This is a genomic window from Achromobacter sp. GQ309 (assembly GCF_059759315.1).
This window is the reverse complement of sequence record NZ_JCAXDP010000006.1, coordinates 270,497-296,060: the sequence shown is the minus strand read 5'-3', so window position 1 is coordinate 296,060 and position 25,564 is coordinate 270,497. Positions and strand designations below refer to the sequence as shown.

At 67.5% G+C, this 25,564-nt stretch carries 23 protein-coding genes; 9 read left to right on the top strand and 14 right to left on the bottom strand.

Annotation, left to right across the window (positions count from 1 at the left end):
- Positions 1-276: 276 nt before the first annotated feature.
- Positions 277-1,029 (bottom strand): AraC family transcriptional regulator, encoded by a 753-nt coding sequence (locus AC6CIE_RS20550; RefSeq protein ID WP_498093676.1) that lies wholly within the window; start codon positions 1,027-1,029, stop codon positions 277-279.
- Between the two features lie 164 nt (positions 1,030-1,193).
- Between AC6CIE_RS20550 and AC6CIE_RS20545 the strand changes: the two genes are divergently transcribed.
- On the top strand, positions 1,194-2,375 hold the full coding sequence (locus tag AC6CIE_RS20545; protein WP_498093674.1) for an MFS transporter: 1,182 nt from the start codon (positions 1,194-1,196) through the stop codon (positions 2,373-2,375).
- Between the two features lie 97 nt (positions 2,376-2,472).
- Here the strand turns inward: AC6CIE_RS20545 and AC6CIE_RS20540 are convergent, their stop codons facing one another.
- Positions 2,473-3,372 carry a LysR substrate-binding domain-containing protein gene (locus tag AC6CIE_RS20540; protein ID WP_498093672.1) on the bottom strand — a complete coding sequence of 300 codons (900 nt, stop codon included), beginning with the start codon at positions 3,370-3,372 and terminating at the stop codon, positions 2,473-2,475.
- A 144-nt stretch (positions 3,373-3,516) separates the two neighbouring features.
- Between AC6CIE_RS20540 and AC6CIE_RS20535 the strand changes: the two genes are divergently transcribed.
- Together AC6CIE_RS20535 and AC6CIE_RS20530 are read left to right on the top strand one after the other, a co-directional pair.
- Positions 3,517-4,494 (top strand): Bug family tripartite tricarboxylate transporter substrate binding protein, encoded by a 978-nt coding sequence (locus AC6CIE_RS20535; protein WP_498093670.1) that lies wholly within the window; start codon positions 3,517-3,519, stop codon positions 4,492-4,494.
- Positions 4,495-4,577: 83 nt separating this feature from the next.
- Positions 4,578-5,987: an amidase family protein gene (locus tag AC6CIE_RS20530; protein WP_498093668.1), complete on the top strand. Its 1,410-nt coding sequence runs from the start codon at positions 4,578-4,580 to the stop codon at positions 5,985-5,987.
- Positions 5,988-6,005: 18 nt separating this feature from the next.
- On the opposite strand, the gene AC6CIE_RS20525 is transcribed toward AC6CIE_RS20530, so the two are convergent.
- Genes AC6CIE_RS20525 through AC6CIE_RS20495 form a run of 7 tightly spaced genes read right to left on the bottom strand, consistent with a single transcriptional unit; the run spans position 6,006 to position 13,740 of the window.
- Entirely contained in the window at positions 6,006-6,743 is a 738-nt protein-coding gene (locus AC6CIE_RS20525; RefSeq protein ID WP_367353245.1) for a carboxymuconolactone decarboxylase family protein, read from the bottom strand.
- Positions 6,731-7,912 carry an SDR family oxidoreductase gene (locus AC6CIE_RS20520; protein WP_498093666.1) on the bottom strand — a complete coding sequence of 394 codons (1,182 nt, stop codon included), beginning with the start codon at positions 7,910-7,912 and terminating at the stop codon, positions 6,731-6,733. The genes AC6CIE_RS20525 and AC6CIE_RS20520 overlap by 13 nt, the downstream gene beginning before the upstream one ends.
- Complete coding sequence (locus tag AC6CIE_RS20515) at positions 7,912-8,670, bottom strand: SDR family NAD(P)-dependent oxidoreductase (RefSeq protein ID WP_498093664.1); 759 nt, start codon at positions 8,668-8,670, stop codon at positions 7,912-7,914. The genes AC6CIE_RS20520 and AC6CIE_RS20515 overlap by 1 nt, the downstream gene beginning before the upstream one ends.
- Before the next feature lie 9 nt (positions 8,671-8,679).
- On the bottom strand, positions 8,680-9,624 hold the full coding sequence (locus AC6CIE_RS20510; protein WP_498093662.1) for an acyl-CoA dehydrogenase family protein: 945 nt from the start codon (positions 9,622-9,624) through the stop codon (positions 8,680-8,682).
- Positions 9,621-10,826: an acyl-CoA dehydrogenase family protein gene (locus AC6CIE_RS20505; RefSeq protein WP_498093660.1), complete on the bottom strand. Its 1,206-nt coding sequence runs from the start codon at positions 10,824-10,826 to the stop codon at positions 9,621-9,623. Before AC6CIE_RS20505 ends, AC6CIE_RS20510 begins: the two co-directional genes overlap by 4 nt.
- An 8-nt stretch (positions 10,827-10,834) precedes the next feature.
- Positions 10,835-12,967 (bottom strand): acetate--CoA ligase family protein, encoded by a 2,133-nt coding sequence (locus AC6CIE_RS20500; RefSeq protein ID WP_498093658.1) that lies wholly within the window; start codon positions 12,965-12,967, stop codon positions 10,835-10,837.
- A 2-nt stretch (positions 12,968-12,969) separates the two neighbouring features.
- Positions 12,970-13,740 (bottom strand): enoyl-CoA hydratase/isomerase family protein, encoded by a 771-nt coding sequence (locus AC6CIE_RS20495; RefSeq protein ID WP_175137893.1) that lies wholly within the window; start codon positions 13,738-13,740, stop codon positions 12,970-12,972.
- Positions 13,741-14,016: 276 nt separating this feature from the next.
- On the opposite strand from AC6CIE_RS20495, the gene AC6CIE_RS20490 reads away from it, so the two are divergent.
- Complete coding sequence (locus tag AC6CIE_RS20490; protein WP_498093656.1) at positions 14,017-14,901, top strand: SMP-30/gluconolactonase/LRE family protein; 885 nt, start codon at positions 14,017-14,019, stop codon at positions 14,899-14,901.
- Between the two features lie 14 nt (positions 14,902-14,915).
- Here AC6CIE_RS20490 and AC6CIE_RS20485 read toward each other — a convergent pair whose 3' ends face one another.
- The gene (locus AC6CIE_RS20485) at positions 14,916-15,857 is read right to left on the bottom strand and encodes a LysR family transcriptional regulator (protein ID WP_175122797.1); all 942 of its coding nucleotides are present in this window, start codon (positions 15,855-15,857) and stop codon (positions 14,916-14,918) included.
- Between the two features lie 108 nt (positions 15,858-15,965).
- Here AC6CIE_RS20485 and AC6CIE_RS20480 point away from each other — a divergent pair, with 108 nt between their 5' ends.
- Positions 15,966-17,030, top strand: coding sequence for an LLM class flavin-dependent oxidoreductase (locus AC6CIE_RS20480; protein WP_175184744.1), 1,065 nt, complete (start codon positions 15,966-15,968; stop codon positions 17,028-17,030).
- A gap of 11 nt (positions 17,031-17,041) precedes the next feature.
- Entirely contained in the window at positions 17,042-17,839 is a 798-nt protein-coding gene (locus AC6CIE_RS20475; protein ID WP_175122390.1) for a flavin reductase family protein, read from the top strand.
- Between the two features lie 72 nt (positions 17,840-17,911).
- Here AC6CIE_RS20475 and AC6CIE_RS20470 read toward each other — a convergent pair whose 3' ends face one another.
- Together AC6CIE_RS20470 and AC6CIE_RS20465 are read right to left on the bottom strand one after the other, a co-directional pair.
- A complete protein-coding gene (locus tag AC6CIE_RS20470) occupies positions 17,912-18,874 on the bottom strand; it encodes a tripartite tricarboxylate transporter substrate binding protein (RefSeq protein ID WP_367353235.1) in 963 nt (320 codons plus the stop codon).
- A 259-nt stretch (positions 18,875-19,133) separates the two neighbouring features.
- Positions 19,134-19,886 carry a Crp/Fnr family transcriptional regulator gene (locus AC6CIE_RS20465; RefSeq protein WP_239211271.1) on the bottom strand — a complete coding sequence of 251 codons (753 nt, stop codon included), beginning with the start codon at positions 19,884-19,886 and terminating at the stop codon, positions 19,134-19,136.
- A 147-nt stretch (positions 19,887-20,033) separates the two neighbouring features.
- Between AC6CIE_RS20465 and AC6CIE_RS20460 the strand changes: the two genes are divergently transcribed.
- From AC6CIE_RS20460 to AC6CIE_RS20450, 3 genes are all read left to right on the top strand, one after another.
- The gene (locus tag AC6CIE_RS20460; RefSeq protein ID WP_239211942.1) at positions 20,034-21,251 is read left to right on the top strand and encodes an ABC transporter substrate-binding protein; all 1,218 of its coding nucleotides are present in this window, start codon (positions 20,034-20,036) and stop codon (positions 21,249-21,251) included.
- A gap of 10 nt (positions 21,252-21,261) precedes the next feature.
- Entirely contained in the window at positions 21,262-22,176 is a 915-nt protein-coding gene (locus tag AC6CIE_RS20455; protein ID WP_343737946.1) for a beta-keto acid cleavage family enzyme, read from the top strand.
- A gap of 63 nt (positions 22,177-22,239) precedes the next feature.
- Positions 22,240-23,016, top strand: a complete 777-nt coding sequence (locus tag AC6CIE_RS20450; protein ID WP_498093653.1) for an SDR family oxidoreductase — start codon at positions 22,240-22,242, stop codon at positions 23,014-23,016.
- Between the two features lie 37 nt (positions 23,017-23,053).
- On the opposite strand, the gene AC6CIE_RS20445 is transcribed toward AC6CIE_RS20450, so the two are convergent.
- Together AC6CIE_RS20445 and AC6CIE_RS20440 are read right to left on the bottom strand one after the other, a co-directional pair.
- Entirely contained in the window at positions 23,054-24,358 is a 1,305-nt protein-coding gene (locus AC6CIE_RS20445) for a YbfB/YjiJ family MFS transporter (RefSeq protein WP_498093651.1), read from the bottom strand.
- Between the two features lie 164 nt (positions 24,359-24,522).
- Positions 24,523-25,398, bottom strand: coding sequence for a LysR family transcriptional regulator (locus AC6CIE_RS20440; protein WP_498093649.1), 876 nt, complete (start codon positions 25,396-25,398; stop codon positions 24,523-24,525).
- Between the last annotated feature and the right edge of the window lie 166 nt (positions 25,399-25,564).

Sequence of the window (25,564 nt, the reverse complement as noted above, 5' to 3'; positions counted from 1 at the left end):
ATACCTCAGCGATATTTCAGCGCGTCGACAAAGGCGGAGAAGGCGGGCGAGGCGGGGGCATGCAGGTGAATGCCCCGGGATGCCGGGTCGTTCTTCCGCGAACTTGCAGGCGTGGATGGATCCGGATGGCCGCTGCCGGATGCTGTCGCGGGATGGCCCGGTCGGATCTTGCGGCGTGGCGGGTGTCGGATTCCGCGCGGCGTACGCAGGCGATCCTACCACCATCAGACGCCGGGCCGTCCGCGCTGGAAGGGATGACCACGCACACGGCAGTGATCAGGACTTGAAATACCGCGCCGGCGTCGTGCCGAACACCGCCTTGAATGCAGCGACGAAGCTGGACGCGGATTCATACCCCACGTCGAGCGCCACGTTCGTGACGCTTTCCCCGTAGGCAAGCTGTTCCAGCGCGGTGAGCAGCCGCTGGCGCTGGCGCCATCGGCCGAATGACAGGCCGGCCTCCGTCTGGAACAGGCGCTCGATGGTGCGGGGGCTGGATCCCACTTGGCGGGCAAGGGCGGCCAGCGGCTGGCGGTTGGCGGGGTCGGCGCGAAGCAGGTTCGCCAGGCGCAGCGCGCGGGTGTCGGTGGGATAGGGCAGGTCGACCGAGGTGTGGTCCGTTGCGCGCACCTGGTCGATGAGCACGCTGGCCAGCCGCGCTTCGGGCGAGTTAGCCGGATAGTCCCAGGGCGCAGCCGCACAGCTGGCGATCACCTCGCGCATCAGGGCGCTCACCGCCACGACGCGGCATTGCGCGCCGTCGGGCATGGGATAGACCTCGGGGTCGATGTACAGCACGCGCGTGTGCACCGGCCGCCTGACCAGCGTGGAATGCAGGGTGCCGCTGCCGATCCAGATGGCGCGGGTGGCGGGTAGCACCCATTCGCCGACGCTGGTGGTGACGTGGATCACGCCGCTGGCCGCGCACAGCAATTGATGACGGCGATGGACGTGCGGCGCCTGGTCGGCCGGCATCCATTCCTCCATCAGCCCTACGACCGGCGCGGTGGCGAGGTCGGGGTCAGGCATTTCGCCAAGAGGCTCGGCGGCGGTAGGTTGGCGGATTTTAGACATAAGTCGGCCAAGTATAGACAGAACCCGCCACGCGCTCCTGATAACTTGGACCGTTTCCCAAACGCTTGGCTGCGTCCCTTTCGACCAGGCGTTCATGCGGTTCATATCAGGAGTTCGTTTTGCAGCAGGCTGACATTCACGCCCCGGGCAGGCCACCGGCCGTCCAGGGCCAAGCCGCGTCGCTGCGGGCGCCCAAGCGCGCCACGCAGTTGTCGCTGTTCATCGCAGGCTTCGCCTTGTCGTCATGGGCGCCGCTGGTGCCGTTTGCGCAGCAGCGGCTGGGCGCCGACGCGGCCACGCTGGGTTCCGTGCTGCTGTGCCTGGGCCTGGGCGCCGTGATCGGAATGCCAGGGGCGGGCGCGCTGGTGGGGCGCGTGGGTTGCAAGGCGCTGATCGTGACGGCTGGGCTCACGCTGGCCGCCGTGCTGCCCTTGATGGCGATCGCGTCGACCGCGTTCACACTGGGCCTGTGCCTGCTGATCTTCGGCGCGGCCACCGGCGCCATCGACGTGGCGGCCAACGTGCATGGCACCGAGGTCCAGCGGATTGCCCGGCAGCCGCTGATGTCGGGCTTTCATGGGCTGTACAGCATCGGGGGTCTTGTGGGCGCAGCGGCAATGACGGCAATTATTGCCATCGGCGCCAGCGCGGCGGCCGCCACCATCGCAGCCAGCCTCGTCATCGCGCTCTGCGTGCTGCTGGCCGCACCCGGCTTCCTCACCTTGCCGCAGGCAAAAAAGGCGCCGTTGCTGATCGTGCCGCGCGGCATTGTGGTGGGCATCGGCCTGCTGGCGATGGTGATCTTCCTGGCCGAGGGTGCCATGCTGGATTGGAGCGCGCTGCTGTTGTCGCGCGAGAAGGGCGTGGACCAGCGGTTTGCCGGCGCCGGGTACTCGGTCTTTGCGTGCGCCATGACGTTGATCCGCTTTGTGGGCGATCGATTCGTGGCGCGGGCGGGTGAGCGCGTCGTGCTGATCGCGGGGTTTCTGATTACGGCGGTCGGTCTGGCGCTGGCCGCGTGGAGCAGCAACCTGGCGGTCGTGTATCCCGCCATCGCCTTTGCGGGGCTTGCCGCCGGCAATGTGGTGCCGATCCTGTTTTCGCTGGCGGGACGCCAGACTGCCATGCCGCCGTCGCAGGCCATTGCGGCGGCCAGCATGCTGGGCTATCTAGGCGTGCTGCTGGGTCCGGCGGTGCTCGGCTACGCCGCGCATGCGGTGGGAATGGTTGACGCGTTCCTCTGGCTTGCCGGATTGGTGGCCGTGTCGGCGGTTGCGATTCGCTTGGTGGTGCGGCGCTGATCGCCCCCGCGCATTGACGCGCCGCGGGTGATGCGCCGGGGGTGATGCACCTCCACGCGTCGCGGCGATGCGCTTCACGGCATACCGGCCATCCGCCTTACGCCATTGCCGCCACGCGCCGCCGGAACATATCCGCCATCGTGGCGGCCGCCAGCGATAGCGGCGTGCCCTGCAGCGTCATGATGCCGATGCTGGCGACCGGCATCGGCACGTCCGCGCGGATGCGCCGGGCCTCGTCGCCATAGGGTTTGATGTCGAGCATGCTAGACGGGCAGATGATGAGCGCGTCGCTGCGGGTCATGAGGCTCCACATGACGCCGAAGGTGTCGCATTCGATCACGCGGGCGGGCTCGGGCAGGCCGTGCGCGCGCAGGCCGCGCAGGAAGGCTTCGGTATGGCTGCCGCCCGAGACGTTGAGCAGCCATTCGCTGCCGCGGATGTCTTCCCAGTGCCGCGCGCGCGCCAGCGGATGGCCCTTGCGGCAGGCAATCATGAATTCCAGCGGGCGCAGTTCTTCGAATTCAAATTCCTGGCCGCCAGCGCCGTCGTTCATGCGCGAGGCCAGCGCAAAATCCAGCGCGCCGTTGCGCAGGGCCGGCTGCACCGAGGCCAGCAGGCCTTCCGAGACCTTGACCTTCGCGGCCGGCATGCTGGCCCGGAATTCGGTCAGCACGTCGGGCAGCACGCTGAGCATGACCATGGGTGTCACGCCGACCGCCACCCGCGCCTGCGCACCGCTGAGCAATTGGCGGATGTCCTGGCGCGCCAGTGCGAGCTGCGCCTGCGCCAGGCGGGCCCGCACCGTCAGGTGTTCGCCGCATTCGGTGACGGCGATGCCCTTGGGGCTGCGCGTCAGGAGCGGCGCGTCCAGTTCGGTTTCGAGTTCCTTGATGGCCTTGGTCACGGCGGCCTGGCTCAGGTGCAGGCTGCGCGCGGCGGCGCGAATGCTGCGCAGTTCGGCGACCTTCAGCCACGCCCGCAATTGATGGTCCTTCATGACGGCTTTCCGGCTGACAACCTGGGGTGGTCACCTTAACAAAAATATAGCCTTACGGGCAGCGCGGACCATCCCTAAGCTGATCGTCGATCAGGCCCGGCAAGACCGAGAGGCCTGGCCCGAAAAGCGCTTCAGGAGAATGCCATGCCGATCTTTGCCCGCCGTGCCGTTTCCTTGTTTCTTGTCCTTGTGGCCGCCACCGCTGCCGGCGCCGCCCGTGCCGATTGGCCGGAACGGCCGATCAAGCTCATCGTCCCGTATGCCGCGGGCTCCGGTCCCGACGTGGTGCTGCGCCCGATTGCCGACGCGCTGGGCCGCGAACTGGGGCAGCCGGTCATCGTGGAAAACCGGGGCGGGGCGGGCGGCATCGTCGGCACGCAGGCCCTGGCGTCGGCGCCGCCCGACGGCTACACCATCGGCTTCGGCAACATCGTCACGCTGGCGATCAACAAAAGCATGTACGCCAAGCTGCCCTACGACCCGCAGCGCAGCCTGGCGCCCGTCAGTCTGGCCATCAGCAACGCGCTGGTGCTGATCGCCCGCAACGGCCTGCCGGCCAGCAATGTGCAGGAGCTGGCCGCGTATGCGAAGAAGAATCCCGGCAAGGTCAGCGTGGGATCGCTGGGGGTCGGTTCCAGCGCCCACCTGGCGGGCGAAATGCTCAAGAGCGAGACCGGCACCACCATGTTGCACGTGCCGTACAAGAGCGGCCAGCAGGCGGTTGTGGATCTGGCGGGCGGGCAGCTTGACGTGATGATCGACAACGTCGCCGGCGTTCTGCCCTTCATTCGCTCGGGGCAGGTCAAGGTGCTGGGCGCCACCAGCTTGAAACGCGTGCCCGTGCTGCCGGACGTGCCGACGCTCGACGAGTCGGGCTTGAAGGGGTTCGAGGTGGTGTCGTGGGGTGGCATCGTCACGCCGGCGGGTGTGCCCAAGCCGGTGATCGATAAGCTGAATGCCGCAGTCGCCAAGGCGCTGCTGGACCCCGCGGTGCAGAAGCAGAACGAAACCCTGTCCGTCGACGCCACGCCGTCCACGCCCGAGCAGTTCGCCAGCCTGATCGCCGCCGAGATTCCGCGCTGGGCGGCGATGGTGAAGCAATCCGGCGCGTCCGCCGATTGAGCGCGCGTCACAGGATGGGGCGGGCAGAACGCGTGCCGCGCAGCGGTTCCTGCACATCCGGTATTTCAGAATAGGGAGACAACATGACTAACGCACTCTGGCGCTGGAACGCGCTCGACCTGGCCCGCGCCATCCGCAACGGTGAAGTATCCAGCCGGGAGGCGGTGCAAAGCTGCCTGGACCGCGCCCAAGTCGTCAATCCAGCCTTCAACCCGCTGACCGAGACCTATGCTGAGCAGGCGCTGCGCGCCGCGGATGCGGCCGACGCGGCGGTGCACGGCAAGCAGGAGTTGGGCGCGTTGCATGGCGTGCCGGTCACGATCAAGGCCAACGCGGATCTGGCGGGCACGGCCACGACCAACGGCGTGACGGCCTACCGGGACCTCATCGCGCAGGAAAACAATCCGGCGGTCGACAACTGGCTTCGCGCGGGGGCGATCGTCATCGGACGCACGAACGTCCCGGCGTTTTCCTGGCGTTGGTTCAGCGACAACGATCTGCACGGCCGCACCGTCAATCCATTCGATGTGGCGCGAACGCCGGGCGGCTCCAGCGGCGGGGCGGCGGTGGCGGCCGCGCTGGGCGTCGGGCCGCTTGCGCATGGCAGCGACCAGGGCGGCTCCATCCGCTATCCCGCGTATGCGTGCGGCGTGGCAGGGCTGCGGCCCTCGCAGGGCCGGGTGCCCGCGTATAACGCGACCCAGCGCGCCGAGCGCCCGGTAGCCTCTCAGATGGCGGCCACGCAAGGCCCGCTGGCGCGCACCGTGGCGGATCTGCGCTTGGGGCTGGCGGCAATGTCGGGCGGCGACGCCCGCGATCCCTGGTGGGTGCCGGCGCCACTGGAATTTCCTGACTTGAACGGCAGCCGTCGTGTCGCGCTGTTTGCGGGCACGGCGCAGCACAAGGCCGACGCTGCAGTCACCGACGCGCTGCAGCGCGCCGCCGGCTGGCTGCAGGACGCGGGCTACTTCGTCGAGGTTGCCGAGCCGCCGCAGTTCGACACCGCGGCCGCGCTGTGGCTGGACGTGCTGATGAACGAAGCCGCCGGGTCCATGCAGCGCGAGATCGAACGCGCCGGCGACCGCGCCATCCAGAACGCGTACCAAAGCATGCTTGCGCACACGCCCCGCCGGGACAAGGACGGCTTCATTCAGGCGATGGCGATGCGCACGACGATCCTGCGCGAGTGGGGCCGCTTCTTTGAGCGCTATCCGGTCCTGTTGATGCCCGTGTCTTTCGCGCTGCCATTTCCGGTGGATCGGGATCAGCAGGGCGCGGACGTGATGGCGGACATCCTTCGGGCGCAGAGCCCGTTGATTTCAACGGCGATCCTGGGATTGCCGGGACTCTCCGTACCCGTTGGCCGCGCCGAGGGCGTGCCGGTTGGGGTGCAGTTGGTCGCCGGGCGCTTTCGCGAAGACCTGTGCCTGGCGGCCGGCGAGGTCATTGAGGCGCGGGCCGGGTGGTCGGTGCTGGACCAGCTGCACGTGTGAACGCGGCGCGTCCGCGTTTCAGCGGGACGCGCCGGTGTCTTGCAGACGCGCGTGGACGGTCGCGCCCAGCGCCGCGCCATGCACGGCCAGATGGGCGCCCAGTTGAATGGCTTGCAGGATCTCGCTGCGCGACAGGCCTCGTGCGAGCCCTTCACCGATGCACGCGCGCGTGTTTGCCATGTCGCCCTGCGTGAAGCACGCGTGCAAGGCGATGCGAATCAGCAAACGTTCCGTCTGCGACAGACCGCCGGCCGGCGCGCCGCCTTCCAGGAAGTCGAGCAGGACGGCGACATAGCCCCGGTCCTGCGCCGCCAGCCGCAACAGGCTGGGCGCCTGTTCCGGCCACAGCGCGGCGATGCGGGCGCGCAAGGGATCCTGCGCGTCTAGCGCAGGTAGCGGTGCGGCCTCATGCAGCAGGTCGGCGGCCAGAAGGACCGCGCTCAACCCCTGCAGGGTCACCAGATGCAGCACGTCGAAGACGTCGGCATCCGTCGCGCCGGCCTCGCGCGCCATGCGCAGATGGGTGGCAAGTCCCGCTTCGTAAAGATGCGTGGCCGATGCGTCCAGCGCCACATAGATCAGTTCGACCATGCGCGGCGACAGCGGACCCGTGCTGGCGGGATGGCCCGCGTAGTCGGCATAGTGCGCGAGAAACCCCGGATTGGCGCGCAGCATCGCGTCCGTCCACGGCCGCCAATAGCCGCGCGCGGCGATGAAGCGCGCCTTGATCTCGTCCAGATCGCTTATTGGCTGCATAGCACCTGACCCGTGAGGTATTGCGCCTGCGCGCCCGCGACGAAGCGCAGCAGCGGCGCCAGCGCCTCGGGCGCGGCGCCCGGCGCAACCTGCACAGCGTTGATGCGGCGCGCCGCGGGGCCCCATTCGCAGGCCAGCGAGGCCACGAGCATCCGCGCCGCCGCGTGATCCCCGGCATGCTCCCACGCCAGACCCTCGCCGCCGGGCAGCAGTAGCGTGAGGCTGGCGGGTCCGTCCAGGTCGAAGCGGCGCGCGGCATTCAGCACGGCCGCCAGGCGTTGCCCCGGCGGGCTGGACAGCACCGTGGCATCCAGCACGGCGGGATAGCCGCCGGCTGCGGCGTCGTCACACAGCGAGGGCCAATCGCCACGCACGGTCAGCGACAGGGGCGCGTCGATTTGAATACGGTTTTCGGTCGCGGTCGGCGCATAGGTCTGGCTGCCGCCGTACACCGACGAGCCGCCATCCACGCACAGCAGACTGCCTGCCAGGGGCTTGGCCTGCGCACCCGCTGCAAAGACCAGCGCGCAGGCGATCTCGTCGGGATCTGCCAGCCGGCCCAGCGGAATCTTGGCGACCGCGCGCGCGGGGTCCAGGCGGCCGGATGCGATCAGGCCGTCCACCAGTTCCGTTTGCACATATCCCGGGCACAGCACGGTGACGCAAAGTCCGGGGTCGGCCTGCGCCAGCGCGCGGCTTTGCGCGATCAGGCCGGCTTTGCTGGGGCTGTAGCCGCCGCGCCATGGGATGGCGCGCAGCCCCGCGCCCGAGGCCACGTTGACGACACGCGCGCCCGCGGCGAGGCAACCGCGCAGGGCGCTGACCACGCGCGCAGGCGCGTGCAGGTTCAGGTCCAGCAGCCGCTGCCAGTCCTCGTCCGTCTGGTCGACGGTGGGACGATTACTGCTGTCCGTCATGCCCGCGTTGTTGATGATGGCGTCCAGTCGCGGCATGCCGTCCGCCAGCGCCGCTATCTGCCCGGCATCGGTCAGGTCCGTCACGCAGGCAAGATGGTCGTCGCCTGCGAGGGCGGGCAGTTCCGCCTGCAGCGCGTGCAACGCCGGCGCGTTGCGATCGACCAGCACGCAGCGATGGCCCGCAGCGGCCAGCCGGCGGGCCGTCGCCCGGCCGATGCCGCTGGCCGCGCCGGTGAGCAGGACGGTGTCCATCAGAGCGTCGTGAACGTGATGCCGCCGTCGACCACCAGCGCCTGCGCGGTGATGAAGCGCGCCTCGTCGCTGGCCAGGAACACGATGGCGTCGGCGATGTCGTCCACCGTGCCCAGGCGGCCCATCGGCGTGCTTGCGACGCGCCGCGCGTCGCGCTCGGCGTTGCGGTTGCGCTGCGTGCCTTCGGTGGGCACCGCTGACGGGCACACGGCGTTCACCCGGATGCGGCGCGCGCCCAGTTCGGCGGCCGCCGCGCGCGTCACGCCCAGCACGCCTGATTTGATGCCGGAGTACACCATCGAACTGGGGGCGGACTTGAGCGCCGCGGTTGACGCCACGTTGACAATGGCGCCGCCGCGTTCGGGGTCCATTACCTCGGCGGCGGCCTGGATGCCCCAGATCACGGCCTTGAAACCGATGTCCAGCATGCGTTCCAGCGTATCGGGCTGAATCTCCAGCACGCTCTGATAGCGGACCCAGGCCGCGTTGTTGACCAGGATGTCCAGGCGCGAGCCCTGTTCGGCGGTCTGTCGCACCGCTTCGCCGATACCTTCACGCGTGGCGACGTTCTGCACGACGGGGAAGGCCTTGCCGCCGTCGGCGGTGATGCCGGCGACGGCCTCGTCCACCAGCTCCTGCTTGAGGTCGTTGACGCCGACCGTGGCGCCGCGCGCGGCGAGCAGGCGCGCGGTGGCCCGGCCGATGCCGGCGCCCGCGCCGGTGACGAGCGCGACGCGCCCGGCGAGATCTTGTGCCATGGTGTCTTCCTATACCGATTGGATGAATGCGCGGCCGTTGCCGCTGGCCAGACCCGCGAAGGCGCCGTCCAGCTTGCGCACCGCGCGCAAGGCGCGATGCAGGGGCAGTTCCCACGTGAAGCCCATGCCGCCGTGCAGGTGGATGGCTTTCTCGATGACGAAAGCCGCGTTGGCGAGCGCGCCGGCCAGCGCGGGCTGCGTCTCGCGCGGCGCGCCGTATTCGTCGGCTTGCGTGGCGCGGCGGATCGCGGCGCTGGACACGTCCTGCAGCAGCCGCATGCGGGCCAGGAGGTGGCGCACGGCCTGCTTGGCCGACAGGGGGCGGCCGAACTGCACGCGGGTCGCCATGTACTCGGCCGCGGCCTGCAGGGCGCCTTCGGCGGCGCCGTTGGCGAACTCGGCAAGCAGCAGATGGGCCTTGCGCTGGAGCGCGTCCCAGGCCCGAGCGTCCAGGCGCGCCAGCACGGGCGCGCCGTCCAGCGCGATCCAGGCTTGCGGATGATCGGGATCGAGCGCCGCCTGTTCGTCGCGGGGCAGGGCGCTGGCATCGAGCAGCGCGGCGCCCTCGCCGTCAGCCACCAGCACCCAGTCCGCCGGGCCATTGTCCAGACGGGCATGGCCCGACTGCAGGCTGCCTTGCCACGCGATGCCGGCCAGGCGCTCGCCGGCGGCCAGCGCGGCGGCCTGCGGCGTGCCGGCCAGTGCGCTGGCAAGCAGGATCTGTTCGGGCAGCGGCAGCGGCAGGCGCAGGCGTCCGGCGGCGTGCGCGATCGGCAGCGCGAAATCGAGTGAGAGGCCCAGCCCGCCGTCTTCCTCGGCTGCCATCACGCCGGTCAGGCCGGCCTGCGCCAGCACCTGGGCCATGGCGCCGGCATCCGGGCGGGACAGGGCGTCGGTGATCGCGGCTTCGGCGGCCTGCGCGAATTCCTCGGGCCGAAGTTCTTCGTGGCTCATGTCAGGTCCTTGGGCAGATTCATGACGCGCTGCGCGATGACGTCCAGCTGCACTTCGGTGGTGCCGGCGTAGATCGTCTCGGCGCGCGAGAAGAGGTAGGCGGTGGTAAAGGCCTTCTGGGCGCGGCGCGCCAGGGGACTGGAGTGCGGGCCGACCTGCGACAGCAGAGACAGCGCCAGGCCGGCAAAGGCCTGGTGGCATTCCGACCAATAAAGTTTGGTCAGCGATCCGCGGGCGCCGATGGTCTCGCCACGCAGCATGCGCGCCACCGTGAGTTCGACCAGACCCTTCAATCCGTCGATTTCGCTGACCAGATCGCCGACGCGGCGCTGGACATAGCCGTCGTCGAGCGCGGACGCCAGTTGCGCATCGGACTTGCAGGCCGCAATGAGCTGGCGCAATTCGCACTCGAAGCGCCACGGGCGATACATGCGGTTGGTGGCGCGCTCGATGGACAGCACGCGGATGGCGGCGTTCCAGCCTTCGTCCGGCGCGCCCAGGCGTGCACTGTCGGGAACCACCACGTCGTCGAAGAACACCTCGGCAAAGGATTCCTTGCCGTCGATGGACTTGATGGGAACGACGCGGATGCCCGGCGTGTCCATCGGCACGGCGAACATCAGCAGGCCGCGATGTTTGTCGGCCACGGTGCCGGTGCGCGTCAGCAGCAGGCAGTAATGCGCCTTGGCCGCGCCGCTGGTCCAGATCTTCTGCCCGTTGATGCGCCACGTGTCGCCTTCCTGCACGGCCTTGGTGCGCAGCCGTGCCAGATCCGAGCCGGCGTCCGGTTCCGAAAATCCCTGGCACCAGTACTGCCGCATCGCCAGAATCGCGGGCAGGAATTCCTGCTTCTGTTGCTCGGTGCCGACGGCCATGATGATTGGCCCAGCCAGTTCCTTGCCGATCGAGCTGACGCTTTCCGGCATGGGCAGCGCGCCGATCTCCTTGTTCACCGCCAGGTGCTCGCGCAGCGTCAACCCGTGGCCGCCGTAGGCCTTGGGCCACGTCATGCCGGCGAGTCCGGCCTGATACATCGCGGCCTCCCAGGCGCTGCTCTCGGCAAGCGTGGGCGCGCGCCAGTCCGGGCTGTCGGCGCGCATGAAATCTGGCAGGTTGGCGCGCAGCCAGGTGCGCGCATGCTGGCGGTAGACCTCGGGGCCTGCGCTCGGGTCAGGGACCGTGGCAAGTTGTTCGAATTGCATGGCTGTCCTCAATGGGCGGGCGCGGCGCGCGGGATCATCAGCGCGTCCAGGACGACCACGCCTTGGCCCTGCGGCCGGACCAGAATGGGGTTCATGTCGATCTCGGCGACGTCGTCGCGATGGCGGTACGCAAACGCCGACAGGCGCGCCACGCTACGCGCGGCGGCGGCGATGTCGGCCTTGGGCTGGCCCCGCGCGCCGTCCAGGATGGCAAACATCTTGAGCGAGCGGATCATTTCCGCGGCCTCGTCCTCTGTCACGGGCGCGGCCTGCACGGCCACGTCCTTCAGCACCTCGGCGTAGATGCCGCCCATGCCGACCATGACGATGGGGCCGAAGACGGGGTCTTGCGACACGCCGGCGATCAGTTCGGTGCCGCCCGCGACCATCGGCGCGACCAGGACGCCATCGATGCGGGCGCCGGGCGCATGGTGCGCGACGTTGGCCAGGATGCGGGCGTGGGCGTCGCGCACGGCGTCGGCATCGGCCACGTTGAGCAGCACACCGCCGGCTTCCGTCTTGTGCGCGACGTCTTCGGAGGCGATCTTGAGCACGACGGGGTAGCCGATGGCGTCGGCCGCGCGCACCGCGTCGTCGGCACTGCGGGCGATGAATTCGCGCGGCACGTCGATGCCGGCGTTGCCCAGCGCCTGCTTGGCGTGGAATTCGTTGCGGAACACCGCGGGATCGACGGGTTCGGCGGCGGGCAGCGCCGTGTCGGCGTAAGCGGCCGCGCGCAGCTTGCCCAGCTTCACCAGGCCCGACAGCCCCGTCGCCGCGGCGTCGATGCTGGAGAACACCGGAATGCCCAGTGCGTTGATCTGCTCGACGGCGTCGGCGGGGCCCTGGCTGATGACCATCAGCAGGCGGTCTGGATGGCTGGTGCGCACCCGGGCCAGCGCTTCCAGATAGATGCCGCGCAGCCGGGTGTTGTAGAGCGACAGCGACATGAACAGCGCCAGCGAACTGGCCGACGGATCGTCCAGCAGGGCCGTCAGCATCTTTAGCAGAATGTCGGGGCGGCTGGACATCTGGGCGGACGCGTCCACCGGATTGCCGGTGCTGGCCGTGGGCACGGCTTCCAGGATGCGCCGCTGGGTGTCGGGTGCGAGCGCGGGCAGCGCAAGGCCGGCGTCGCTCATGGCGTCGGCCATCATGATGCCGAAGCCGCCGGACGCGGCAACGAGCGTGACCGCGTCGTTGGCCGGCAGGCGGTCGGGCATGAGCAGCGAGGCCGCGTGTCCGATGTCGATCAACGCTTCCACAGAGCGCACGCGCAGCACGCCGTGCCGGCGGAAGACCGCGTCGATCACCGCGTCCGAGCCAGTAAGGGCGCCCGTGTGCGAGGCGGCGGCCGCCTGGCCTTTTTCCGTGGAACCGATCTTCAGGATGATGACGGGCTTGCCCTTGCCGCGCGCAAGGCGCAACGCGTCGATGAGCTTTCCGGCATTCCGGCAAGTTTCCATGCAGCACAGGATGATGCGCGTGTCCGGATCCTCGGCCAGCGCGGCAATGCCGTCGGCGGCGTCCACATCCGCCTCGTTGCCGGTCGCGATGAAGCGGCTGACGCCCATGCCGCGCCGGGCGACGCTCTGCATGGTGTGGCTGCCCACGTTGCCGGACTGCGACACGATGCCTACGTGGCCGACCGGCGGCATGTTCTCTTCCAGCGCGATCGAAAAAGAGCCGATCAGGCGCTCGGCGACGTTGACGGTGCCCAGGCAGTTCGGGCCCAGGACGCGCATGCCGTGTTCGCGAGCGATCGCCACCAGTTCGGACTGTAGCGCCGCGCCTTGCGGACCGGCCTCGGTGAAGCCGGCCGACAGGACGATGGCCGCCTTCACGCCGCGCGCGCCGCAGTCGCGCAGCGCGGCAGGCGTGGCGGCGGCGGGCACGGCCAGGATGGCGAGTTCCGGCGCTGCCGGCGTGTCTTTCACCGATGTGTAGGCCGGCAGCCCCTGGATGGTGCCGCCCTTGGGGTTGATGGGGTACACGGCGCCGCGGTAGCCATGCTTGATCAGCATGTGGACGGGGCGGCCGCCGATCTTGGTGACCTCATCGGAGGCGCCAATCACGGCGATGCCCGACGCCTGGAAAAAGGGCGCCAGCCCCGCACCGGGGCGTTGATTCTGCTGCGTCATGCTCAACGCCCCTTGAATTGCGGCTGGCGCTTTTCCAGGAACGCCATGCGGGCCTCGCGCGCGTCTTCGGTCTTGGCCAGCGCCATCGTGAAGTCCTGCTCGAAGCGATAGGCGTCGCGCTGCGGCATCAGGTCCACCATGTTGGCCGCGCGCTTGGCGTACAGCACGGCGAGCGGCGCCTTGGCGGCGATTTCGTGCGCCAGCGCCAACGCGGCGGGCAGCAGCTGATCGGGGGGCAGCACGTCTTCCAGCACGTTGCGGCGCAGCAGGTCGTGCGCGGTCAAACGCTGTCCTGTGTAGAACATGCGGCGCAGTGTCGAGCGCCCGAACAGCGTACGCAGCATGGAAGCGCCGCCGGCCAGGCCGACGTTGATCTCGGGCATGCCGAACGTGGCGTTATCGGACGCATACATGATGTCGCAGGCAGCCATGAGCCCAAGGCCGGCGCCCAGCGCCGCGCCGTTGACGGCGGCGATGACTGGCTTGGCGCACTCCTTGATGGCGTTGCCGGTCTCGCGGGTGATGCGGTTGTGTTCCAGAAAGTCGCCGGCAATGTCGGCGTCGGGGCGGTCCTTCAGGTCGGCGCCCGCGCAGAACACCGTGCCGTTGCCGGTCAGCACCGCGCAGCGGATGTCCTCGCGCTCGGAGATCTCGTCGAAGATCGCCACGATGCGCCGCCGCATGTTGCGGTTCAGCGCGTTGACCGGCGCGTTGTTCAGGGTGACCAGGGCAACGCCCTCGTTGACTTCGAACTTGACGGGGGTGTCGCTCATGCGCGCACCTCGTTCGACTGGGCATGGACAGTGGGGCGCCGGGCGCCGTGGGCGTGCTGCATGGAAGTCTCCTCGGGTCGGATCGACCTGTCTTGTCCGCAGTCCGTGCCGGGCGGCGCCGGACTTTTTTTTGATTTTAGGTAGGGGCTCCTGCGCGATCTACGCCAAAAACGGTGGTTGTGTTCTGCAGGAATGCCGCATATTCCGGCCCACGCCAAGCCGATACCATGGGGAAAAAGTCGGCGGAAAGCCGGCTAATAAGGAGCGAGGCGGAAGATGCTGATTGAACAAATCGGGACGCTGCGCGCAGCCCTGGGCGAATGTCCGGTCTGGGATGCGGCGCGCGGGCTGCTGTGGATGGCGGATTGCCGCAAGGGGCTGATCCTGGCCGTGAACCCCGACTCTGGCAGCGTGCAACGCTGGCAGTTGCCTGCGCCGCTGGGTTCCTTTGCGTTCAACGGCGAGGACGAGCTGGTGGTGGCGCTGAAGGAGTCGTTTGCGCGCTTTTGGCCGGCGAACGGCAACCTGCGGATGCTGGCCAGTATCGAGGACAGCCACCCGAACCTGCGGTTGAACGACGGTACGCCCCTGCCGGACGGCAGCTTCGTGGCGGGGACCATGCATATCTACCGCGAGGCCGGGGAGCCGCCGTTGGGCGGCCTGTACCGCCTGGATCCCGCCGGCCGCCTTGACCGCATCGACGCGGAGCTGGGGGTGGTCAACGGGCCGGCCCTGCATCCGGATGGCACGCACTTTTACGTGTGCGACAGTTCGGTGCGCAAGATCTACCGCTACCGCATGGACGCGCAGGGCAGATTGTCGGAACGCGACGTCTTCGTCGATACGGACGCGCTGGGGTCGGCGCCCGACGGCTGCTGTTTCGACCGCGACGGCGGGTTATGGACGGCGTTGGTGCATGCCGGCGCCATTGCCAGGTTCGACCGCGATGGAAAGCTGGATGTGCGCATCGACCTGCCGGTCGCGCATCCGGCGTCGCTGTGTTTTGGCGGGGACGGGCTGGCCGACCTGTACGTCACCTCCATCAGCGACAGCGGACGCCTGTCGGCGGACGGCCCGATGGATGGTGCACTGCTGCGCGTGCGCGGCACGAGTTATGCCGGCGCGCCGCGTCCGCATTGCCGGATCCGACCGCAAGCCTGAGGCCTGCCGGCGCGTCAGTCGCTGGCGGCCGGCTTGCCGTACGCCGCAAAGCGCAGTTCCGCGCCGGATACGTGCGAGGCCACGAAGTCCAGGAACAGCCGGATCTTCACGGGGATCATGGCGGTATCCAGGATGGTGGCGTACATGCCTTCTTCAAACGTCGTGTTGGTGACACGGTAATCGGGGCATAGCCGCACCAGCGTGCCGCGCTCGATGTCGTGGTGCACGGTGTAGTCATCCAGCAGCGCAATGCCTTCGCCCAGCCGGGCCAGTTCCAGCAAGGCCACGCCGTTGTTGGTGACGTGCCGCGGCTTGATCAGCACCTCGTCGATGGCGTCGCCCTGCTTGAAGCGCCAGCAGGTCTGGTCGCCGGGCAGCAGATACGCCAGGCAGTCATGCTGCGCGATATCCGCGGGCCGCGTAGGCAGTTCGCGATTCGCCAGGTACGCCGGCGAGGCCACCAGGTAGCGTTCGCTCTTGAACAGGATGCGCCGCTTCAAGCCGGCCTCGACGGGCGGCGAGATGCGAAAGTCGATGTCGAAGTTATTGCGCCGCAGATCGGTTTTGGCTTCCGACAGCACGAGTTCGATGTGGATCTCGGGATAGGCCTCGCGGAACGCGGCGACCAGCTGCGGCAGCACGCCCAGGCCGAACATCATGCGCGAATGCACACGCAGGATGCCCTTGGGCGCGGCGCGGATTTCGGTGATGTTGCGGTGCGCCTCGTTGATGTTCCAGAGGATGGTTTCGAGTTGGCGCGCGTATTCCTGGCCCGCTTCGGTCAGCACGACCTGCCGTGTGGAACGCAGCAGGAGCTTCACGTTGAGCTCGTTTTCGAAGTCGGTGATCATGCGCGACACCGAGGTGGCGGAGATGCCGAACTGGCGCGCGGTTTCCGAGAAGCTCTCGGTCTTCGAGATCGACAGAAAGAGCTCCATTGCGCGCAGTCTGTCCATCATTCCTCCACTTTATGCAGCACAGAACGCCGCTTTTCTTGTATTCCAGCCCATGACTACCGGCCTCTAGAATTTCCTCAAGGATTCAAGCATCAATGAGGAGACACAATGGAATTCGGCGTATTCATTCTGGCGCAGCAACGAGGTTACCACCAGTCCTCCGCGCAAGTCATCAACAACTCCATCGAGCAGACGGTGGCGGCCGAGCAAGCCGGGTTCAACACGGCCTGGTACGCCGAGCACCACTTCAACAACTACTCGCTGTCGCCGTCGCCGCTGATGACGGTGGCGCATGCGGCCGCGAAGACCAGCCGCATCCGTCTGGGCACGGCGGTGTGCATTTTGCCGCTGTATCACCCAGCGCGTTTCCTGGCCGAGGTCGGCTTCGTGGATACGGTGTCCAACGGTCGCCTGGAACTGGGTGTGGGATCCGGGTATCAGCAGTTCGAGTTCGAGCGCTTCGGCGTGCAGCTGGAAGAGTCGGGCGCGATCTTCAATGAGTTCCTGGACGTCATCCCCAAGGGTCTGACGCAGAAGATCTTCGAGCATGACGGCAAGTTTCTGAAGATTCCGCCCAGCTCGATCGCGGTGCGCTGCATCCAGGATCCGATGCCGCCGCTGTGGATCACGTCGGGCAATCCGGTGACGCTGGGCCGCGGCGTGCGCGAAAACCACAACCTGTTCGTGACGGCGCTGCTCAAGGGCAACGACGCCATCGCCGAGCTGCGAGGCCGGCTGGAAAAGGTGGCGGACGACAATGGCAAGGACCTGGATCGCGATGTGAAGTTCGGCTTCCTGCGCTGCGGCTACGCGTCGGACAACAAAGCCGAGATCGACGCCTATCTGGATTGCGCGCGCTTCCAGCGCCGCATTTCCGAAAGCTTGAAGTTCCGCCGCGCGCAGAGCGACGACGGCTACATGGTCAAGGAAGTGCCGTCGGAAACCGATCCGACCTTCGAGCAGCTTCGCAAGAACCTGCCGGTGGGGTCGGTCAATGAAGTCATCGACAAGATGCTGGAAGAGATCAGCATCCTGCGGCCCAAGCACATCGCGCTGCAAACGCAGCTTGGCGATTTCGACCAGAAGACGATGCTCAAGCAGATCGAACTCTGGGGCGACAAGATCATTCCCGCGATCCGCAAGGAAGTTGGCAGTACGACCGTCCTTGCCTGAAGGAGTCCAACATGCGTATCTACTTAAGCAATGCCGGCGCGATTGCGCTGCGCGACGCGGCGGACTTCGGCCGCCTGGATGTCATGGCGGATCCGCAGCCCGCGGATAGGCTCGAACGTGCGATCGCCCGCATTGGCCGGCGCGAGGACGAACGGCACGTGCGGCTGTCGCCGTCGGTGCTGCGCTTTCTGTCGCAGCACGCGGGCGATCCGGCGTGGGAGGCCAGCTTCTCGAAGATGGTGGATTACGCGGCGCGGCATGGATGGGTCGATGAACGCGGCGACATCCGCGCGCACATGGTGGTCAACGATTGCGACGAGGTGGTGTCGGTCGATGACTTCAAGGCGGCGATGCGCTCGCTGCCGGCGGGCATCAGCGCCGTCAGCACGGGCGACGGGGCCGACATGGCGGGGATGATCGTTTCCAGCCTCACGTCGATTTCCGCCGATCCGCCCATGGTCGGATTCTTTGTGCAGCAGACCGCGTCGGCGCATGCGCCGCTGCTGCGAAACGGCCGCTTCGTTGCCAACATCCTGGGAGAAGGCCATGGCGAAGTGATCGAGGCCTTCATGAAGAACCCTCAGGGCAGGGCGCGGTTCGCCCAAGGCGGTTGGGTGATGAACGAACATGGCGCGCCCGTGCTGCCCGATGCGCTGGCCAGCATCGAGTGCGACATCGTCTGCACCGAGAAACTGGGCACGCATGATCTCATCGTGGGCAAGATCCGCAGGACCGCCTGCCGGGAAGCGCGTCCGGTGATCAACTTCCAGTCCGCCACGCACGGCATCGCGCCGGCGCAGATCCAATGAACGAATGACCGCATCGGCCTGAACAGACAAGCCCGCCAAATTGGCGGGCTTGTCATTGGGAGAAGGGTTGGCTCAATCGAGGACGATGTGGTTTTCCTGGATGACCTTGCCCCAATATTGCCGGTCGGCGTCCAGTTGCGCTTCCAGTGCCTGCGGGCCGCCGGCCTTTTCGGTTTGGCCGTTGGCCACGAGCAGCTTTCGGAAGCTCTCGGATTGGACGGTTTTGATGGCGGCCGCGGAATAGGCCTCTACGATCGCGTCGGGCGTTCCCTTGGGCGCATGCAACGCCGTCCAATAGCTGGCCTTGAGCTGGGGATAACCCAGTTCCGTCACGCAGGGCACTTCCGGCAGGGCCGGATCGCGCTGGTCGGTTGTCAGCGCCAGGATCTTCACCGCGCCCGCCTTCTGGTGGTCGGCCAGGGCGATGGGCGTCATGTAGGAGAGATCGTTGCGCCCGGTGATGAGGTCGATCAGGCTGGTGGGCGTGCTCTTGTAGGGCACGGCGGTCAGCGGGATGCCCAGCGTCTTGGACATGATCAGCCCGTATAGATCGGTGACGCTGCCGGGGCCTAGCGATCCGTAGGTGAGCGCGCGATTCTCTTTTTTTGCATAGGCCACCAGCTCCGCGAGGGAATTGACACCCATCTTCGCGGGCACGGTGATCGTGAGCGGGCCGTCGAACATCATGGCGACGGACTTGAAGCTGTCGAAGCCATAGTTCAGGCTGGGGCGCAGCAGGATGTTCAGCGACAGGGGGCCGGAGCCGCCCATGAGCAGCATGCTGCCGTCGGCGGGCGCGCGTGCGACCTGCGATGCGCCGATGATGCCGTTGGCGCCAGGCTTGTTCTCAACGATGAAGTTCATGCCCAGCTCGGCGCCCATGCCTTCGGCCAGGAGGCGCGCGAAATTGTCGTTGGGGCCGCCCGCGGCATAGGGCACGATCAGGGTCACGGGCTTGGCCGCGGCCCGCAGCGGGCGGGCGAACATCATGAGGGTGCCGGCCGCGATGAAGCCGCGGCGCGTGAGCTTGCGCATCTGTCTCTCTCCAGGTTCCCGCCGCCATGCGGGGACCGTGCCTTCCGCAGGCCGGTTTCTTATGTTCTGACGCTGGCGGCTGGGTTGACCGGAATCAGACTTCCGGCCAGGGGTTGTCTCATACGCCGATGATAATTTTTATCCGACCGGCCGATTACCCCATCGATCTGCAGAACAGTTCTGCGAAGCAAGCAAGATTGCGCTGTGCCGCGGCGTTGCCGTTCGTGTCAGCGCCGCGTGAGCGGCGGCAGCCCGGGCATTATGCCGGATTGCGGCTGATCTTCGCGCACCGGTACAACGCCTCCTTGTCCAGCACCGTCAACCCGCCGTAATGCGTTTGCAGTACGCCTTCGCGCGCCAGGCGGGTCAGCGCGGTGTTGCAGCGCTGGCGCGAGACGCCGCATAAGCCCGCGATCTCTTCCTGCGAGATCCGCAACCGGCCCTTAGTGCCCGAATGGACCTCGGCGTCCAGTTGCGCCGCAACGGCGCGCGCCACCGTGGTGTCGACGTCGAGCAGCACGTTGCCCGTGTAGCAGCCCATCAGCCAGTTCACCCGCTGCGCCAGATGCGTCATCAGCGCCTTGGTGAATTCGATGTTGTTGTTCCAGAGGCGTTCGCAGGTGTCGCGCGGCAGGATCACGATGCGGCTGGGGCGCAGGGCGACGACTTCGTACTCGAAGCGTTCGCGGCGGATCATGGTGGCTTCGCCGAACCAGCTTCCCGTGCTGAATCCGGCCAGCGACAACGTGCGGCCATCGGTGCCAGGGGACGACCACTTCACCAGGCCTTCGACCACGCCATACCAGCCAGGCGAGCGGGACCCCGCGCGAAACAGGTATTCGCCCGTCGCCAGCGACACCGTCCGCAGTTCGGCGCGCACCACATCGCGCTCGAGTTCGGGCAGACCCTTGTACCAGGGCACCACGTCGAGCATCTTGTCCACGGCACTGCGCGCCGGCCTGCGATTCACGGCGGACGCGTCGTTGCCCGCCAGGGCAGGCGGTTCGCGCATGTTCATTCCCTGTCTGGAGGTGGTATGCGGCCCAGGTAAACCCTAGGGTTCTTTGTCAACGTGATGACTGTCCGCAGGGGCAGCCGGACCGCAGAATGTTTGACGCCCACGGGCCAAAAACCATAAGAGGAGACCGGTATGTTGTCAATGCCACGCCTGCTGTCCGCCACCGCCATTGCCGGCGCCATTTCCGCCACGCTGCTGCCCGCCACGGCTGCACAGGCGCAAGTGTCCGACGACGTGATCCGCATCGGATTCATCACCGACATGTCCGGCGTCTACTCGGGGCCGGATGGTCCTGGCGGCGCCGAAGCCATCAAGATGGCGATCGAGGAAATGGGCGGGCAGATCAACGGCAAGAAGATCGAGCTTTTGACCGCGGACCACCAGAACAAGGCCGACGTGGCCTCGGCCAAGGCGCGCGAATGGTTTGACCAGCGCGGCCTGGACATGCTGATCGGCGGCACCAATTCCAGCACGGCGCTGGCCATGTCGAAGGTGGCGGCGGACAAGAAAAAGCCGATCATCGTGGTCGGCGCCGGCGCGCCCGCGCTGACCAACGAGCAATGCACGCCCTACACGCTGAACTATGCCTACGACACCGTGGCGCAGGCGCGCGGCACGGGCGCGGCGGTGGTTAAGGCGGGCGGCAAGAGCTGGTACTTCCTGACGGCCGACTACGCCTTCGGGCACGCGCTGCAGGCCGACACCACCAAGGTGGTTGAGTCCGGCGGCGGCAAGGTCGTGGGTAGTGTGAAGCATCCGCTGGCCGCCAGCGATTTCTCGTCATTCCTGTTGCAGGCGCAAAGCAGCAAGGCCGAGATTTTGGCGCTGGCCAATGCGGGTGCGGACGCGACCAATTCAATCAAGGCGGCCAACGAGTTTGGCATCACCAAGTCGATGAAGCTGGCGGGCATGATCATGTTCATCAACGACATCCACGCGATGGGCCTGCCGGCCGCGCAGGGCATGTACCTGACCGACAGCTGGTACTGGAATGCGTCGGACGAGACGCGCGCGTGGAGCCGCAAGTTCTTCGACCGCCGGCAGGCCATGCCGTCGTCGCTGCAGGCGGCCGATTATTCGGCGGCATTGCAGTACCTGCGCGCGGTCAAGGCAACCGGCACGGATGACGCCGACAAGGTGCTGGCTTACTTGCGCGAGAACAAGCTGAACGACATGTACATCAAGGACGGCGTGGTGCGTCCCGATGGCCGCGTCGTGCATGACATGTACCTGCTGCAGGTCAAGAGCCCGGACCAGTCGAAGGAGCCGTGGGATTACTTCACGGTGGTGCAGGCCATCGACGGCAACGAGGCCTTCACGAAGCAGTCCGAAAGCCGCTGCGCGCTGTGGAAATCCTAGGAGAACTCGCATGGCCAAACGCAAAGTCATCGTGACCATTGCCCCAACCGGGGGCATGGCCCTGAAAAGCCAGAATCCGCACCTGCCGACGCAGCCCGCGGAGATCGCGGAGGATGTCTACCGCTGCTATAACGCGGGCGCCAGCGTGGTGGCGCTGCATGCGCGGCGTGCGGATGATCTGGCGACGTGCGACGCCGCCGTCTACCGGAAGATGAACCAGCTGATTCGCGAGCGCTGCGACATCGTGCTGAACAACTCCACGGGCGGTGGGGTGCATGGCGACATGGTCGGCGAGACCTCGCCCGGCACGTGGGAGATTCTGTGGGAGGAGCGTCTGAAGGGCATGGACGCGGGCGCGGAGATGTGCACGCTGGACGCCACCACGCTGAATCTGGCGTTCGGCGACCGCGAATACCTGATGAACACGCCGCTCAGCAAAGGGCGCGAGCTGGCCGCCGGCATGAAGGCGCGCGGCATCAAGCCCGAGTGGGAGGTGTTCAGTCCGACGCACATCCTGCAGGACGTGACGACGCTGATCAACGAGGACCTGGACGAAGGCCCGCACTTCATCAACCTGGTCATGAACGTGCATCGCAATTTCCAGAACGCCATGCCGTTTTCGCCGCGGCATCTGCAGATGATGGTGGACCTGCTGCCCAAGAACAGCGTCTTCTGCGTCAGCGGCATCGGGCCGTCGCAGTTGGAGGCCAACATCAGCGCGCTGCTGCTGGGCGGCCACGCGCGGGTCGGGCTGGAGGACAACCTGTACTACCGGCATGGCGAACTGGCCACCAACGTGCAGTTGACCGAGCGCATCGTGCGCATCATCCGCGAAATGGACATGGAGCCGGCCACGCCCGCCGAGGCGCGCGAGATCATGGGCCTGCCGCTGAAAAGCGGCATCCGTCCCGAGTTCGCACTGTGACGTAACCGTCTGGCGGCGCGGCGCGCGAGCCGCGCTGCCGCCACTTGTACATCGGGACATGACATGACCGAATCATTGAAAGGCGCCCGCGTGCTGGTCACCGCGGGCGCGCAGGGCATCGGACTGGCGATCGCGCGCAGGTTTGTGGATGCGGGCGCCGACGTGCATATCTGCGACGTGGACGAAGGGGCGCTCAAGACGGCGCAAGAAAGCCTGCCTGCGTTGAGCGCCAGCCGGACGGACGTGTCTGATGAGACGCAGGTGCTGGCGATGTTCGAGGCGCTGGGCGCGCGGTGGGGCGCCTTGGATGTGCTGGTCAACAATGCGGGCGTGTCCGGGCCGACCAGCCGGCTCGAGGACACGACGCTGGACGCCTGGCGCAACACGCTGGATGTCAACCTGACCGGCACTTTCCTGTGCGCGCGCAGCGCGGTGCCGCTGCTGCGGGCCGCGGGCGGCGGCGCCATCGTCAATATCTCGTCCGTGGCGGGGCGCCTGGGCTTTTCTTTGCGTTCGCCTTACAGCGCCAGCAAGTTCGGGCTGGCCGGGCTGACCCAGACCTGGGCGATGGAGCTGGGGCCGTCGAACATCCGCGTCAATTCGGTGCTGCCGGGCGTGGTGTCGGGCGACCGGGTCGAGCGCATCATCGCAGCCCGCGCCGAGGCCGGCGGGGTCAGCAACGATGCGATGCGAGAGCAGCTTGTGGAAAAGGTGTCGCTGCGCCGCATGACGCGTCCGGAAGATGTGGCGAATCAGGTGGTGTTCCTGTGCTCGGATCAAGGGGCGATGATCAGCGGGCAGAGCATCTCGGTGTGCGGGAATGTGGAGTATCTGGGATGAGCCTTCGTGTACGCCCGGCAGGCGCCGGGCGTGCGTGTCATCGGCAATCGGGCGCAGGGCCGCAGGGCTGGGGACTGCCTTGCAGCAGCCGGCCGATCAACTTTTCCACCGCGCCGGCCTCGGCCAGGACCGCCATGATCAGCGCCGCCGTGCCGATGACGAACATCGTCCGGTGCTGGCCGCCACTGGCGCTGAACACGGCCGAGTAACCGTAACCGGCCAACGCCTGGAAGGTCGCAAAGCTGACCGTTGCGCGGCTCCAGGCCTGGTTTTGCGCAAAGGCATCGTGCGGAATCAGGTCGTGGATGCGCGCCAGCGCCAGCGGCACGATGCCCGGCGGGAAGGTGCCCGCTACCAGCGCGGCGGCGCCCAGCCATGCATGGTGGTGGCTGAAGCTCAAGGCGCCCATCGCCATCGCCTGAACAGCCAGCACGACGCGCAGGGCCTGGCGCGGGCCAAGCCGATCGCCCAGCCAGCCGTAAAGCGGGGGGCCCACCATTGCGCCGACGCCGTAGAGAATCCAGAAGCGCGCGCCGGCCGCGGCGCCCGCGCCCAGGCCGCGCTCGACGAAGTCCACCAGGAAGACCATCGCCGGGACTAGCGCTACCGCCATCAGCCCATACTGGCCGAACAGCAGGAAGACGCCGGCGCGGTGATCGGAGGGCTGGCGGGCAGGGGAAAACGTATCCGCCACGGGGTTCGCCAACCGGCGCGACGCGGCGCCATGCGCTGGCCACGCACGCCAGGTCAGCAGGGTCAGCGCGGCCGAGATGGCGGCAAGACCTAGCCATGCCGCCTGCAGCCCCATGCCCAGCAGCCACGGCACGACTGTGCCGGAGCCTGCAATGCCGACGCCGATGCCCAGGAAGATGGCGCCGCCCGCCAGTCCGCGCCGCGCGCGCGGCACATGCGGCAGGATCGTCGCGGCGGCCAGCACCATGATGGCGCCGCCCGCGATGCCCGAGGCAAGACGCCAGCCGAAGAACCAGCCGATCGACAGCGGCAGGCTGCACGCCGCAAAGGCCAGCGTGACCAGCGCCATCATGACGCGCAGCACCTGTGTGCTGGAAAGGCGCCGCGCCAGGGGCTGGCCGATGAGCGCGCCGATGAGATAGCCGGTCAGGTTGGCAGCGCTCAGGAACACGACGCTGGACGAGGAGAACCAGTGCGCCTGGATCAGCGCGGGGACCAGCGGCGCGTAGGCGAAACGGGCCAGGCCGATGCTGGCCAGGCTGGCGGCGAACCCGGCAAGGACGTACCGCCATGCAGCGGTGCCTGCTACGGGCGGTGTTGCCACGGGGGTTGGCGTCGCGGAGGGTGCGACGGCGGATGAATGCGACATGGGGAACCTCACGCTTCGAACGCCGGGCGAAACCGACCGGCCTGCGAAAAAGTATAGGTAACCCGTGCGCTGCAATCACGCAGCATTTTGCAATTCGACCAATGCAAAAATGCGGCAGTAATCGTAGGCAATAACCGCTGGCAGTCGTCGCTGACTATCGCCGCCTATTGCGGCGGCGGGTCGAACTGCTTTGCGACGGCGTCGATGAATGCCCGCACCCGGGCCGTGTGCCGCAGGTCCTGGTGCGTCACCAGCCACACGGGAAAGCCGCCTGCGCGTTCGCGCGCCGGCCACAGGCGGACGAGTCCGCCGCGTTCGGCCATGGGCACGGGCAGTTCGCCGATGCCGATGCCGTCGGCGATCATGGCGCGCAGCATCAGGCTGGAATTGGCCGTGGCCACGATGCAGCCTGCCTGGGCCGGTTCGCCGACGATGGTGGGCGCGCGGCCGCCTTCGAGGTAGGGCTGGTAGTACACCAGGTCATGCCCTTGCAGGCCCTCGCCTTCCGCCGGCGTGCCGCGCAGTTCCAGATACTGCTCGCTGGCGTACAGGCCCACTGGCCAGCGGGCCAGTTGGCGCGCGACGAGATCCGGGTTCTCGGGCTTGATGTTACGGATGGCGATGTCCGCCTCGCGCCGGGCAAGATTGGCCATCTGGGTCGACACGTTCAAGCGGACACGCACGGCAGGGTGCTGCACGTGCAGCGCCGCGATGGCTGGTATGACGAATTCCATGGCCAGCGAGTCGGTCGTCGCAACCTTGACCTCGCCTTCCAGCCGCCCGTCCGTGCCTTGGGCCTGCCGCACCAGGTCGTGGGCAAATTGCTCCATGCGTTCGGCGGCGCGCAGCACGCTTTCACCCGTGGGCGTGAGCGTGTATCCGGTGGAACTGCGCAGGAACAGCGTCGCGCCCAGGGTGTGTTCCAGCGTGGCGATGCGCCGCCCGATCGTGGCCTGATCGACGCCGGCCACGCGCGCGGCGCGCCGCAGGGTGCCTTCCCGTTGCAGCGCCAGAAAGATCCTTGCATCGTCCCAGTTCATCGCTTCCTTCGCGGCTGTGTGCCGGCTTCGCCAGGCCCGTCGGGGCAGCGGGATTATCGCCTAAACCCCCGTTGCCAAACCTCGCCACCCCGGTCCATAATCTGCGCTTTGTTAATTGATAACCGTTCGCATTAATAAGCAATGTGAGCGGTATCGCGTGCGGGCG